The sequence below is a fragment of the Streptomyces sp. NPDC046876 genome (assembly GCF_040645035.1).
GTDB lineage: Bacteria > Actinomycetota > Actinomycetes > Streptomycetales > Streptomycetaceae > Streptomyces.
Window position 1 is genome coordinate 1 of the sequence record NZ_JBEYXK010000140.1, and the last position, 13,858, is coordinate 13,858.

Below are 13,858 nucleotides of genomic sequence, written 5' to 3' on the forward strand. Positions count from 1 at the left end.
GCGGGGGGCCGGGGGGGGGCGCGCCCCCGGGGCGGGGCGCCGGCGGGGGGCGGGGCGGCGCGCCGCCCGCCCCCCGCCGGGGGCGGGGCTGGGAGGGGTTCGGTGGGGGGTGGAGTCCGGGCGTTGTGCGCCCGGGGTGGTTACACGGCGCGTGGGCTGGGTTCGTGGATCAGGAGGGTTGCCGGCCATGCCGACAGGAGGTCCGTCAGGCGGGCCTCGCCCTCGTAGTGGGTCGGCGTTTCGGTGGGGAAGAGCGGGGTCCAGCGGCCGGGGGGGAGGGGGAGGGTGGTTTCGCGCCAGCCGCCTGCCCGGGTCAGGCGCAGCGAGAGGCGGGTGGCCGCCGCCACCAGGCCGCCCGGGCGGGCGAACGCCAGGCAGTGGGCGGCCGCGGGGCCCCGGGCCGCCAGGGCCGTGTAGCCGCGGAACAGGTGCGGCCGGTCCCGGCGCAGCCGCAGCAGGGCCGCCGTCAGGGCGAGCTTCTCCTGCGCCAGCCCCGAGGGGGCCGCCCCCGCGTCCAGCCGGGCCAGGTCCCCCTGCGGGAAGCGGGCCGGGCGGCGGTTGTCCGGGTCCACCAGGGCCCGGTACTCGGTCTCCGCGCCCTGGTACACCTCCGGGACCCCCGGCATGGCCAGGTGCAGCAGCGCCATCCCCAGGACGTTGGCCCGGGCCGCCTGCGCCACCTCGGCCGGCAGCTCCCCCGAGGGCGGGACGTATCCCGCGACCGCGGCCTCGTACTCCGCGTCCTGCTCCGTCCAGCTGGTCCGCAGCCCCGCCTCCCGGACCGCCTTGAGCAGGGCCTGCCCGATGCGCTCGCCCCGGTCCGGTACGTCCCCGAGCCCGAACGCCGTCTGCCGGGCCACCCAGGCGAGCTGCGGGTCCGGTCCCGCTGCCCCCGCGCTCCCGTCCATCAGCCCCGGCGCCTGCGACAGCGCCGCGATGCGGGCCCGGACGTCCGCGCTGCGCTTCGTGTCGTGCGTGGTGAGGACCGTGCCCGTGGCCGGCCAGTCGCGTTCGAGGGCCGCGCAGTACGCGTGGAAGGCGTCCGGTGCCACCGCCGGATGCCCGGGGTCCCCGCCCACCTCCGTGGCCGACAGCAGCGGCGCGTACCGGTAGAAGGCCCTGTCCTCCAGCGCCTTCGCGCGCAGCGCCGCCGAGGTCTGCGCGAAGCGCGCCGCGAAGGCCGGATCCCTGCGCACCAGGTCCCGTACGCCCGCCACCGCCTCCGCACCGGCCCGCCGGGCCGCCTCCGCCACGGCCTGCGGGTCCGGCCCGCCGTCGCCGGGGTACGGCCGGTACACCGGATAGGCGATCAGCAGCTCCCGCACTGCCGGGGCGAGCCGCGGGCCGGCCGCCCGCTCCAGCCGGCCCAGCTCGGCGGCCAGATCGCCGGTCAGCACCTCCTCGGCGCAGGCCCGCGCCGTGCGCCGCCAGTTGTCCGGCAGACCCGTGGACTCCCGGTAGCGGCGGGCCAGCTCGGCGGCGCCCGCCGGGTCGGTGAACACCCCGTCCACCTGCCGCAGCGCGTCGTACCCGGTGGTACCCGCCACCGGCCAGCCCGCCGGCAGCCGCTCCTGCCGGGCCAGGATCTTCTCCACCACGACCCAGCAGCCGTCCCCCACGGCCGCCCGCAGCCGCCGCAGGTACCCCTCGGGGTCCGCGAGCCCGTCGACGTGGTCGATCCGCAGCCCGGCGGCCACCCCGTCCCGCACCAGCTCCAGCACCTTCGCGTGCGTGGCCGCGAACACCTCCGGGTCCTCCACCCGGACCCCGATCAACTGTGCGATCGTGAAGAAGCGCCGGTAGTTGAGCTCGGTGCGGGCCTGGCGCCACCAGGCCGGGCGGTACCACTGCGCGGCCAGCAGATCCGGCAGCGCCAGCCCCGCCGTGCCCGCGCGCACCGGGAACTCCCACCCGTCGAGGTGCAGGACGTCCCCGTCGACCCTGCACGCCGCCGGGTCCGGCGGCTCGGCGAGCACGGGCAGCAGCAGCCGGCCGTCGCCCGCCTCCCAGTCGATGTCGAACCAGCGTGCGTACGGCGAGTGCGGCCCCTCCCGCAGCACCTCCCACAGCGGCCGGTTCAGCCGCAGCGGGGACGGCACCGCCATGTGGTTCGGCACGATGTCCAGCACCAGCCCGAGTCCGCGGGCCCGGGCGGCGGCGGCCAGCGAGCGCAGTCCGGCCTCGCCGCCCAGCTCGGACCGCACCCGGGTGTGGTCGGTGACGTCGTACCCGTGAGCCGAGCCGGGCACCGCCTCGAGCACGGGCGAGAGGTGCAGGTGCGACACGCCGAGCCGGGCCAGGTGCGGCACGGCCCGCTGGGCAGCGGCGAACGGGAACTCCGGGCCCAGCTGGAGGCGGTACGTCGAGGTCGGAGTGGAGGTGGGGGTCGGGGTGGGATGCGTGTTCGGTGTCGCGGGGGTGACAGCTGTCAGAACATCGGATTCCGTTGTGAAGTGTGTATGACGCCGGCTCATGAGAACGTACGTACCCACCTTGCCCGATTCCGTGCCATGACCCAATGCATCCGGGTGACTGCACTGCGTTAGCGTTGATCGAGTGGTTGGAACCGTCAGCACCTTCAGCACCTATCGACACGTCATCGCCCTGACCGGGCCCCTACTCCCGCTCTACTCGTTCCTCGCCCGACTGCCCGTCGCGATGTCCCAGTTCGGCAGCGTGCTGCTGGTGGCCGAGACCAGCGGCTCGCTCGCCACCGCGGGCATCGTCGGCGGCACCCTGTCCGCCGGGCAGGTCCTCTGCGGGCCGGTGCTGGGCCGCCTCGCCGACCGGCGAGGGCAGCGGCCCGTGGTCCTGGCCGCCGCCGCGGTCAACGCCGTCGCCACGGCGGCCCTCGTCGCCGGCGCCCTCGGCGGCCTGCCGACCCCGCTGCTCGCCGCGGTCGGGGCCGTCACCGGCGCCTCCGTCCCGCTGATCGGGCCCCTCGCGCGGACCCGGTCCGTGGCCCTGGCCCACCGCGCCGGTGCCGGCGAGGGCGTGGTCGGCGCCGTTCACTCGCTCGAAGGAACCCTCGACGAGGTCTCGTTCGTTTTCGGTCCCGCCCTCGTCGGCCTCGCCGCACTCGTCGCGCACCCCGCGCTCGCGCTGGGCCTGGCCGCCGCCCTCGTCGCCGTCTTCGGCTCCGCCTTCGCCCTGCACCCGACGGCCGCCGTGACGGCGGGCAGCGGGGCGGGGGCCGCAGGGTCGGGCGCCGCAGGAGCGGGTGCTGCCGGCCCGGGCGCCCCGGCGGTGCAGGCCGCCGTCCGCGGGGGCCGCGGCACCCGCGGACGGCACCCGCGCGTCGTGTACGCCGTCCGGGGCTCCCTCTTCCTCCAGGGCGCCATGTTCGGTGCCTGCCAGGCCGGAATCGCCGCCCTCACCGCTCGTTTGGGCGTACCCGGCCAGGCGGGCATCGTCTACGCCGCCATGGGTGTCGTCAGCGCCGCCGTGGGTCTCGCGCTCGGGGCGGTGCCCGCCCGGATCGGGCTGCGGCTGCGCTGGAGGGCCGCCACCGCCGCCGCGCTCGTGCTCTCCGTACCCCTGCTCCTCACGCACACCCTCGCCCCGCTGTACGCGGTCGTCACCGTGCTGGGCGCCGCCTACGCGCCCCACCTGATCACCGCGTTCGCCCTCACCGAGCGGGCGGTGGAACCGGCCCGCCTCGCCGAGGCCACGGCCTTCGCCGCCAGCTCGCTCGTCGCCGGCCAGGCCACCGCGCTCGCCGCCTCCGGGCGGTTCGCCGAGGCGTACGGGCCCGCCGGGGCCTTCGCGCTCGCCGTCGGGGCGGCCGCATCGGCCCTTCTCCTGGCGCTGGTGACGCGGGTCCCGGCCGCCCGTACGCACCACACCACCACCCCCGCCCCCGCCCCCGCGCCCACGTCCACGTCCACGTCCACGTCCGCAGCCGGGGCGGACCCCGCGCCCCGGGCCTTCATCCCGAAGCAGCAGACCGCTTCGCCCGACACCCGCTACGCCGGGCGCTGAAGCACCACCAGCGACCGCCCCGTCAGCGCCACCCGGTCCCCGGCCGCGAACTGCGGCCCGGTGCCGGGTGGCAGCACCTCCGGACGCGCCGTGTCCACGACGAGGCGCCACTGGGCCCCGTGCCCGGCCGGGATCGTGAACTCCTGCGGATCCGGGTCCGCGTTGAACATCAGCAGGAACGAGTCGTCGGTGATCCGCTCCCCGCGCGGCCCCGGCTCGCTGATCGCCTCGCCGTTGAGGAACACCGTCAGCGCCCGTGCGTTCTGCGCCTGCCAGTCACGGGCGCGCATCGGCTCTCCGTACGGGGTGAACCAGGCGATGTCGGAGAGCTCGTCGTGGGTCCCCTCGACCGGCCGCCCGTGGAAGAAGCGGCGCCTGCGGAAGACCGGGTGGTCGCGCCGCAGCCACACCATCCGCCGCGTGAACTCCAGCAGCGAGGGCGCCGGTTTGCCCGGGTCCGGCCAGTGCACCCACGCCAGTTCGTTGTCCTGGCAGTAGGCGTTGTTGTTGCCGCCCTGCGTACGGGCGAACTCGTCGCCGTGGCTGAGCATCGGCACGCCCTGCGAGAGCATCAGGGTGGCGGTGAAGTTGCGCATCTGGCGCTCGCGCAGCCGGAGGACCTCCGCATCCTCGGTCGGGCCCTCGACCCCGCAGTTCCAGGACCGGTTGTGGGTCTCTCCGTCCCGATTGCCCTCGCGGTTGGCCTCGTTGTGCTTCTCGTTGTACGAGACGAGGTCGTGGAGGGTGAAACCGTCGTGGCAGGTGATGAAGTTGATGGAAGCGAGCGGCCGCCGGCCGTCGTCCTGGTAGAGGTCCGAGGAGCCGGTCAGCCGGCCCGCGAAGTCCGCGAGGGTGCGCGGCTGCCCCCGCCACAGGTCGCGCACGGTGTCGCGGTACTTGCCGTTCCACTCGGTCCACAGCGGCGGGAAGTTCCCCACCTGGTAGCCGCCCTCGCCGAGGTCCCAGGGTTCGGCGATCAGCTTCACCTGGCTGACGACCGGGTCCTGCTGGACGAGGTCGAAGAACGAGGAGAGCCGGTCGACCTCGTGGAACTGCCGGGCCAGCGTGGCCGCCAGGTCGAAGCGGAAGCCGTCCACGTGCATCTCGGTGACCCAGTAGCGCAGCGAGTCCATGATGAGCTGCAGGACGTGCGGGGAGCGCATCAGCAGCGAGTTCCCGGTGCCGGTGGTGTCCATGTAGTGCCGCGGGTCGTCCGCCAGCCGGTAGTACGAGGCGTTGTCGAGCCCCCGGAAGGACAGCGTCGGGCCCAGGTGGTTGCCCTCGGCCGTGTGGTTGTAGACCACGTCGAGGATCACCTCGATCCCCGCCTCGTGCAGGGCCCGGACCGCCGACTTGAACTCCAGCACCTGCTGTCCGCGGTCGCCGGAGGCGTAGCCGTTGTGCGGGGCGAAGTAGCCGATCGTGTTGTAGCCCCAGTAGTTGGTCAGCCCGTCGTTCACCAGCCGGTGGTCGTGCACGTACTGGTGCACCGGCATCAGCTCCAGCGCCGTCACCCCGAGGCGGGTGAGGTGCCCGATGACCGCGGGGTGCGCCAGGGCCCCGTAGGTGCCGCGGAGCTCCTCCGGGAGCTCGGGATGGCGCATGGTCAGCCCCTTGACGTGGGCCTCGTACAGCACCGTGCGGTGGTACTCGTGGCGCGGGGGCCGGTCGTTGGCCCAGTCGAAGTACGGATTGACCACGACCGAGCTCATCGTGTGCGGGGCGGAGTCGAGGTCGTTGCGCGAGTCGGGCCGGCCGAAGTGGTAGCCGTACACCTCCTCTCCCCAGGCGATGTTCCCGGCGATGGCACGCGCGTACGGGTCCAGCAGCAGCTTGGCCGCGTTGCAGCGCCGGCCGCGCTCGGGCTCGTACGGTCCGTGGACGCGGAAGCCGTAGCGCTGGCCCGGCATGACGCCGGGCAGGTAGGCGTGCCGGACGAAGGCGTCGGTCTCGCGCAGCTCGACCGCCGTCTCCGAGCCGTCGTCGTGCAGCAGGCACAGCTCGATGCGCCGCGCCGCCTCCGAGTAGACCGCGAAATTGGTGCCGGCGCCGTCGTAGGTGGCTCCGAGCGGATACGCCTGTCCCGGCCAGACCTGCATGGAGGACTACTCTTCCCTTCGCTGTCGGGCTGATGCGTCGATGAACCGATGGGCTGTCGATGAACTGATGTGGCGATGTTGCGATGTGTCGATACGTCAATGTGTTCGACGGGTGGGGCTGATTCGGCGTCGGATCGCCTCACTGCCAGGATCTTCCCCGAAAGTGGGGCGGTACGCGGGGACTTGGGGTGCTCCTGCCGGGTGACCCGTGGGCCTATATGCGGGTCAGCGGACTGTCCGGGCATCCGATAATGGGTCAACGGACCACCGGCGTACGGCTCGTCGGGCTGCATGGGATCGCATCGGGCTGCACCGGGCGCCGAGCTCGGAGTACCCTTCCGTGATCACTGGAGACGGGCGTCCAGACGCAGAAGGCGGTGCACGGGTGAGCTCGGGAGGTCTGGAGCTGCCCCCTGGTGACAGCGGTCACGAGGGTGGCCCGGCGGACGCTCCGGGAGGCGCGGCGGGCTCGGTGCCCGGCGGGTCCGCAGGGGTGCCGGGCGGGGTCGGCGGCTTGCCGGGTGGTGCGCCGGGCGGTGTGCCGGGCGGCGCCGGGGGCGTACCGGGCGGCGCCCCGGCCGGGACGGTGTCCCTGGCGGCTTCGCCGGCCGCCGGGGGCGTGCGGGCCGGGGCCGAACTGGACTGGGGCGCGGACGCGTGGAGCGAGGTCCGCACCCGGGCCCAGCGCGCGGGCCGCGCGTACATCTGGCTGAACCTGATCGAACAGCGGCTGCGGTCGGTGGTCGGGGCGGTGCTGCGGCCGATCTACGAGCCCGTGCACGGCGAGGACGACTGGGTCGTCGCCGCCGCAGGGCCCGCCGGGCAGGAATGGGTGCAGCGGGCCGTCGCCGTGCGCGAGGTCAGCCGGCGCAAGGGCTACCTGCTCGACCCGGCCGACGACAACGTGCTCAGCTTCCTGACGCTGCCGCAGCTGCGCGAGCTCATGGTCCAGCACTGGCCCTGTTTCGAGCCGTACTTCGACGACCGGCGGGAGATCGAGCTCGCCCTCGACGAGCTGGAGGTCACCCGCAACGTCGTCTCCCGCAACCGTGCGCTGTCGCGGCCGGTGCTGGAGCAGGCCGAGCGCGCCTCGGCCCGGCTGCTGGAGGTGCTGGGCGGGGGCTCCGGCTCCCCGTCGGCGGACCGGCTGCCGATCGACGCGGTCGAGGACCTCGTCGGCGACCGGTACGCGGACGTCGTCTCCGTCCACCCCGACCGGGTGCGGCTCCAGCGGCAGCTGCCCGCCGAGGACCTGTTCGGCGGGGCCCGCCGGCTCGACGCCATCGGCATAGGCCTGAACCTGCTGGTGCAGAACTTCTCCGGCCGAAGACTCGTCCGGCTGACGGAGGCGGGCTGCCGGGTGCGGCTGCTGTTCCTGAACCCGGCGAGCAGCGCGGTGAAGCGGCGCGAACGGGAGCTCGGGCTGCGCAAGGGCGAGCTCAGCCGGTCGGTGGAGATGAACATCCTGCACGTGCGGCGGGTGAGGGCCGGGCTGCGGGACCCCTCCCGGTTCGAGATCCACGTCTTCGACGAGACCCCGCGCTTCACGGCGTACCTGGTGGAGGGGGAGACCTCGGGCGTCGGCGTGGTCCAGTCGTACCTGCGGCGGGCACGGGGCATGGAGGCGCCGGTGCTGGTGCTGCGCGGCGGGGGCACGCGGAGCCCGGCGCGGGACACGGGCCACGGCGAGAACGGACTTTTCCCTACGTATCGGGAGGAGTTCGAATCGATCTGGCAGGACTCCCGGCCGGTGTCGTGACTGTCAGTGGCCCGTGGCAGGCTGAAAGTCGTTGACCGGAAGTACGGGGGAGGATGCGTGATGGGGGAGTCGAGGGGCTCGGAGCCGTCGGGGGACTCGCAGGCGCAGTGGCACGGCGGCGTGCTGGTCGGGTTCGATCTGGAGACGACCGGCACGGAACCGGGGGAGTCGCGGATCGTCACCGCGGCCGTGGTCGGGGTGCGGGGCGGCGAGGTGCACGAGCGGCGCATCTGGCTCGCGAACCCGGGGATACCGATCCCGCGGCAGGCCTCGGCCATCCACGGCATCAGCACGGAACGGGCCGTCGCCGAAGGCCGCCCGGTGCGGGAGGTCGCGGGCGAGGTCGCGGACGTGCTGGTCCGGCAGTGGCAGCAGGGCGCCGTCGTCGTCGCGTACAACGCGGCCTTCGACCTGAGCCTGCTGACGGCCGAGCTCGCCCGCCACGGGCTGCCCTCGCTCGCCGACCGGCTCGGCGGGGCGCCGACCGGGCCGGTGGTCGACCCGCTGACCATCGACCGGGCCGTGGACCGCTACCGGCGCGGCAAGCGGACGCTGGAGGCGGTGTGCGGGGTGTACGGGGTCACCCTCGACGCCGCTCACGACGCGGGGGCCGATGCGCTCGCCGCGGTCCAGGTGGCGCGCGCGATAGCCGCCCGCCACCCGCAGGTGGCCGCCCTCACCCCGGCCGCCCTGCACACCCGCCAGGCCGCCTGGCACGAGCGCTGGGCCCGCGACTTCCAGGCGTACCTCCGCCGCCAGGGCACCCCGGACGCGGTGATCGACCCGGCGTGGCCGCTGCGGGGCGCGCTGGAGGCGGGGGCTGCGGCGGCGGTGTAGAGCCGAGTCAGAGCCGAGTCCCCTCGCGTCAACGGCCGTCAGAAGGCGTGCCAGCGCTGCTGCGTGTCCGCGTCCCGGAGGGAGGTGACGCGGCGGCGGAACTCGGCGAGGGCCTTGGGGTTGGCCGGTGCGTGCTGGGCGACCCAGGCGCAGCTCGCCGTCTCGCGGGCGCCGCGCAGGACGGAGCAGCCCTCCCAGTCGCGCACGTCCCAGCCGTAGGCGGTGGCGAAGGCGTCGTACGACTCGGCGGGCAGGCCGTACCGGTCGCGGGAGAGGGCCATCACCACCAGGTCGTGCTCGCGCAGGTCGAACGAGACGGTCTCGAGGTCCACCAGGACCGGGCCGTCGGGGCCGACGTGCACGTTGCGGGGCAGGGCGTCGCCGTGGATCGGGCCCCTGGGCAGGTGCGGGGTGAGGGCGGCCACCTGGCCGGCGTACGCGTCGCGGCGCGCGCGGAGGTACGCCGCGTCCGCGGGGTCGATCGCCTCCCCCGCCAGCCGCAGCCAGCGCTCGACGCCGCCGAGCAGGTCCCGGGCGGGCAGGGCGAACGGCGGTTCGGGCAGGGCGTGGATCCGCCGCAGCAGCGCCGCCAGGTCCTCGGGCCCCGCCGGACGGACCGCGTCGGGGAGGCGGTGCCACACCGTCACCGGGTGGCCGTCCACCAGCCGCGGCTTCGGCTCGGCCGCCCGGACCGCGGGGATCCCGGCCTGCTCCAGCCAGCCCGCCACGGCGAGTTCCCGCTCGGCCCGCTCCAGCAGCGCCGCCTCCCGGCCGACCTTCACGACGAGCCCGGCGGTGGCGAACACCGCGTTCTCGCCCAGGGAGAGGAGGGCGGGGGCGGGGGTCCGGGTGCTGTGGGGTGTGCGGGGCAGCCCCGCTGTGGCCAGTACGGCCCTGGCTCGTGCCTCGTCCATGGCGTCAGTCTCGCATTCGGCCGGTGCGGGGCCCTGCACGCTTAATCGGTTGAACGAGACGTCTCGTCTCGTTACGTTCGCGTACATGACTTCAGCGAAGCCCGTCCACATCGCCATGTTCTCCATCGCCGCCCACGGCCACGTGAATCCCAGCCTCGAGGTGATCCGGGAGCTCGTGGCCCGGGGCCACCGCGTCAGCTACGCGGTCCCCGAGTCCTTCGCCGAGAAGGTCGCCGCGACGGGGGCCACGCCGGTGGTCTGGAGCTCCACCCTGCCCACCGATGACGAGCCCGAGGCCTGGGGCACCGAACTCATCGACCACGTGGAGCCGTTCCTCGCGGACGCCGTCCAGGCGCTGCCGCAGCTCGCGGCCGCGTTCGAGGGCGACGAGCCCGATCTGGTGCTGCACGACATCACGGCCTACCCGGCGCCGGTGCTGGCACACCGGTGGGGCGTGCCGGCCGTGTCGCTCTCGCCGAACCTCGTCGCCTGGGACGGGTACGAGGAAGAGGTGGCGGCGCCGATGTGGGCCGGGCTGCGGGCCTCCGAGCGCGGGCGGGCGTACTACGCGAGGTTCGAGGCGTGGCTCGCCGAGAACGGCATGGACACGGACGCCGACCGGTTCGTCGGGCGGCCCCGGCGCAGCATCGTGCTCATCCCGCGGGTGCTGCAGCCGCATGCCGACCGGGTCGACGAGCGCGTCCACACCTTTGTGGGGGCCTGCCAGGGAAGCCGGGAGGAGGAGGGGACGTGGCAGCGGCCCGTACGGGCGGAGGGGAAGAAGGTGGTGCTCGTCTCGCTCGGCTCCACCTTCACCAAGCAGCCCGCGTTCTACCGGGCCTGCATCGAAGCCTTCGGGGACCTGGCCGGATGGCACCTCGTGCTGCAGTTCGGGCGGTTCACCGAGCCGGCGGAACTGGGCCGGATCCCGGCGAACGTGGAGGTGCACCGGTGGGTGCCGCAGCTGGACGTGCTGCGGCAGGCGGACGCCTTCGTGACGCACGCCGGGGCCGGCGGCAGCCAGGAGGGGCTCGCCACGGGCACGCCCATGGTGGCCGTCCCGCAGGCCGTCGACCAGTTCGGCAACGCCGACGTGCTGGAGGGCCTCGGCGTGGCCCGGCACGTACCCATGGACCGCGCCGACGCCGCGACCCTGCGGGAGGCCGTGCTCGGGCTGGTGGGCGACCCCGAGGTGGCGCGCAGGTGCCGGGAGATCCGGGCGCAGACGGCCGCCGAGGGCGGTGCGCGCCGGGCCGCGGACCTCATCGAGGCCGAACTGTCACAGGCGCGCACTATCGTGCGGCCATGAGCGACACGATGTATGCGGCCCTGCTGCGGGGGATCAACGTGGGCGGCAAGAAGAAGGTGCCCATGGCCGAGCTGCGCGAGCTGCTCGAAGGGCTCGGCCACGGCGACGTGCGGACCTACGTGCAGAGCGGCAACGCCGTCTTCAGCGCCCCCGCGGAGCGCGGCACCGAGGCCCTGGCGCGGCAGCTGGAGCAGGCCATCGAGACCCGGTTCGGGTTTCCGGTGGCCTGCCTGGTGGTCGACGGCGCCTCGCTGCGCGCCGTGGTCGAGGCCTGCCCGTTCCCGGCCGGGGAACTGGAAGGAAGGCAGCTGCACGTGACGTTCCTGTCCGAGCAGCCGGACCCCTCGCGCTTCGCCCGGATCGATGCCGGCGCCTTCCTCCCGGAGGAGTTCCGGATCGGGAACCGGGTCCTCTACCTGTACGCGCCGGACGGTCTGGGCCGCTCCAAGCTGGCCGAGGCCCTGTACAAGCCGGCCGTGCTCAAGGGCATCGACGCCACCACGAGGAACTGGAACACGGTCGTCAAGCTCGTCGAGATGACCCAGGACCAGGTGTAAGGCAGTGTGACGGTCGGTCAGGCTGAGCGTGAGCCTCACGCAGCCTGCCGCTCCGCAGCCCTAGCGTGGCCCCATGACGAGGAATCAGGAGATGGGGCGGCGAGCAGCCGCGGTGCTCTGTGTGGCAGCGGCGCTGACGGGGCCGGCACACCCGGCCGGCGCATCCGCCGGGACGACGGCAGCCCGGCCGTCCCCGCGGCCCGATGCCCTCGTCTACGTCGCCAACCTCCACGCGGACACGGTGTCGGTCGTCGACACCGGCACGGTCGTGGACAGCGTTCCCGTCGGGGACGGACCGGACAGTGTGGCCGTCAGCCCGGACGGCTCCCTCGTCTACGTCACCAATTCCGCGGCGGACACCGTATCGGTGATCGACGCCCGTACCAGGACGGTCAGCGCCACCGTCGCCGTCGGGGACGAACCGAGCAGGGTGACGGTGTCCCCTGACAACCGGAACGTCTACGTCGCCAACGTCGGGTCGGACGACGTGTCGGTGATCAGCACCCGCACCCGTGCCGTGACGGACACCATCGCGGTGGGTGATGCCCCGCTGGGCGTGGCGGTGGCACCCGACGGATGCACCCTGTACGTCGCCAACGCCGCGTCCGGCACCGTCTCGGTGGTCCGGACCTCCACGGGAACGGTCACCGGCACCATCCCCGTCGGCAGCGGACCGACCGCCCTGGTGCTCACCCCCGACGGCGGTCGCCTGTACGTCTCCAACCTGACCTCGGACGACGTGTCGGTGGTCGACGTTCACGACGGCACGGAATCCGACCGCATCCCGGTCGGGGACCAGCCGGCGGGAATCGGGGTGCTACCGGACGGCCGCCGGGTATTCGTCGCCAACATCGGGTCCGACGACGTGTCCGTGATCAGTACCCGCCGCCGTGCCGTCACGGAAACCGTCGCCGTGGGAGAAGGCCCCAACGGCCTCGCCGTCAGCCCGGACGGCTCCCTGGTCCACGTCAGCAACTTCGACTCGGACACCCTGTCGGTCATCGACACCCAGACAGCCCGGGTAGCGGACACAGTGACCGTGGGCGACGGCCCGACCGGTGTGGCAGCGGCACCCCGAAAAAAACCGATGGGACGGCAAGCCGCCGGTTGCTAATGTGCGGAGCACCGTGACAGGACGCGAGGAGGTGACACCCATGAACGCAGTATCGAGGTGGGTGCTCCCTCCTTCCGTCACGGTGTGCGACTGACTCAGGTGTCGTCGGGAGCGCCTCTGCAACCAGGCACTCCTGAAAGGCGACAGCCATGAATTCCGTGATGGTCGGCCGGGTGGCCGAGACCCGGTGGCAGGCCGTGGACGACGGTCGGATCGTCGGCCACGGCGATGTCTCGCAGCGGCCCGACGGGCGGCTCTTCGTCAGCATCGACGTGTGGCAGGACGCGGTCTTCGGCCGGCTCGCCGCCGCGATGCTCGCGGACCTGCCGACCCCCCTCCACACCCTGGTCGGCGAGGCCGACCTCGACCTGAGGTCCCGCTGGGAGCAGGCCGGCTTCACCCTCGGGCGCCGGGAGGGGGAGTACGTCCTGTCCACCGACCCGCGCGAAACCGGCCTCGACGCGGTGCACGTGCCAGAAGGTGTGACGATCCTGCCCGGCGCTGAAGCGGACGCAGGCTTGCTGCACGAGCTGGACCGTGCGATCCGCGAGGAGGTCGAGGCGGGCGTCGGCTGGCGGACCATGCCGGCCGAGGTCGTGCCCCGCCCCGCCGCGATGACTTCGGCGGACCCGTCGAAGTACACGGTGGCGGTCCGGGACGGCGCGTACGTGGGGCTGGTCCGGGTGGCGCCGGTCCCCCGCCGGGCGCGCATCGGACTGGTCGCGGTACGGGCCGACCAGCACCGCCAGGGCATCGCGCGGGCGCTGCTGGCCCACGCACTGGACTCCTTGCACCGCGCGGGGACCGCCTCGGCCTGGGCCGAGGCGGACGAATCCAACACCGCCGCGATCGCACTGCTCGAGCGCATCGGCGCCCGGCGCACCGGCAGCAACGTGGAACTGGTGCGCAACTGACGTCACACCGGCGGCCCACCGCTCCCACACCACATCCCCGAATCGAGAAACGAGAGACATTGGCAAGAAACGCGAACGGCCTGGAAATCGAGGGCACCGTCCTCGAATGCCTGCGCAACGCCACCTTCAAGGTGGAGCTCCGGAACGGGCATCACGTACTCGCCCACATCAGCGGGAAGATCCGGAAGAACCACATCAGGATCCTCCCGTTCGACCGGGTGCTCGTCGAAGTCAGCCCGTATGACCTGACCCGCGGCCGGATCCTGTACCGCTACCGGACCTGAGCAGCGGGACGTGTGCGCCCGGGCCCGCCCGGGCGCGCGAGCGCATGGGCCCGCCCGAGCCCCCGCCCGGCCCCCCTCACCCCGCCGCGC

The 13,858-nt window shown here is 73.7% G+C and carries 11 protein-coding genes; 8 read left to right on the forward strand and 3 right to left on the reverse strand.

Annotated features, from left to right (window positions below):
• Positions 1-140: 140 nt before the first annotated feature.
• On the reverse strand, positions 141-2,474 hold the full coding sequence (treY, locus tag ABZ924_RS35660) for a malto-oligosyltrehalose synthase (protein ID WP_361919390.1): 2,334 nt from the start codon (positions 2,472-2,474) through the stop codon (positions 141-143).
• An 82-nt stretch (positions 2,475-2,556) separates the two neighbouring features.
• Between treY and ABZ924_RS35665 the strand changes: the two genes are divergently transcribed.
• Positions 2,557-3,981 carry an MFS transporter gene (locus tag ABZ924_RS35665; RefSeq protein WP_361919392.1) on the forward strand — a complete coding sequence of 475 codons (1,425 nt, stop codon included), beginning with the start codon at positions 2,557-2,559 and terminating at the stop codon, positions 3,979-3,981.
• On the opposite strand, the gene glgX is transcribed toward ABZ924_RS35665, so the two are convergent.
• Positions 3,966-6,080, reverse strand: coding sequence for a glycogen debranching protein GlgX (glgX, locus tag ABZ924_RS35670; protein WP_361919394.1), 2,115 nt, complete (start codon positions 6,078-6,080; stop codon positions 3,966-3,968). The genes ABZ924_RS35665 and glgX overlap by 16 nt on opposite strands.
• Positions 6,081-6,465: 385 nt before the next feature.
• Here glgX and ABZ924_RS35675 point away from each other — a divergent pair, with 385 nt between their 5' ends.
• Positions 6,466-7,839, forward strand: coding sequence for an SAV2148 family HEPN domain-containing protein (locus ABZ924_RS35675; protein WP_361919396.1), 1,374 nt, complete (start codon positions 6,466-6,468; stop codon positions 7,837-7,839).
• A 60-nt stretch (positions 7,840-7,899) separates the two neighbouring features.
• The gene (locus tag ABZ924_RS35680; RefSeq protein WP_361919398.1) at positions 7,900-8,676 is read left to right on the forward strand and encodes an exonuclease domain-containing protein; all 777 of its coding nucleotides are present in this window, start codon (positions 7,900-7,902) and stop codon (positions 8,674-8,676) included.
• A gap of 38 nt (positions 8,677-8,714) precedes the next feature.
• Here ABZ924_RS35680 and ABZ924_RS35685 read toward each other — a convergent pair whose 3' ends face one another.
• A complete protein-coding gene (locus ABZ924_RS35685; RefSeq protein WP_361919400.1) occupies positions 8,715-9,590 on the reverse strand; it encodes an aminoglycoside phosphotransferase family protein in 876 nt (291 codons plus the stop codon).
• Positions 9,591-9,675: 85 nt separating this feature from the next.
• Between ABZ924_RS35685 and mgt the strand changes: the two genes are divergently transcribed.
• From mgt to infA, 5 genes are all read left to right on the forward strand, one after another.
• Positions 9,676-10,899: a macrolide-inactivating glycosyltransferase gene (gene mgt, locus ABZ924_RS35690; protein ID WP_361919402.1), complete on the forward strand. Its 1,224-nt coding sequence runs from the start codon at positions 9,676-9,678 to the stop codon at positions 10,897-10,899.
• Positions 10,896-11,456 (forward strand): DUF1697 domain-containing protein, encoded by a 561-nt coding sequence (locus ABZ924_RS35695; RefSeq protein ID WP_361919404.1) that lies wholly within the window; start codon positions 10,896-10,898, stop codon positions 11,454-11,456. Before mgt ends, ABZ924_RS35695 begins: the two co-directional genes overlap by 4 nt.
• A gap of 73 nt (positions 11,457-11,529) precedes the next feature.
• Positions 11,530-12,570: a YncE family protein gene (locus tag ABZ924_RS35700; protein WP_361919406.1), complete on the forward strand. Its 1,041-nt coding sequence runs from the start codon at positions 11,530-11,532 to the stop codon at positions 12,568-12,570.
• A gap of 149 nt (positions 12,571-12,719) precedes the next feature.
• Positions 12,720-13,484 (forward strand): GNAT family N-acetyltransferase, encoded by a 765-nt coding sequence (locus ABZ924_RS35705; RefSeq protein ID WP_361919408.1) that lies wholly within the window; start codon positions 12,720-12,722, stop codon positions 13,482-13,484.
• Positions 13,485-13,543: 59 nt separating this feature from the next.
• Complete coding sequence (gene infA / locus ABZ924_RS35710) at positions 13,544-13,768, forward strand: translation initiation factor IF-1 (protein ID WP_361919410.1); 225 nt, start codon at positions 13,544-13,546, stop codon at positions 13,766-13,768.
• The last annotated feature ends 90 nt before the right edge of the window (positions 13,769-13,858 follow it).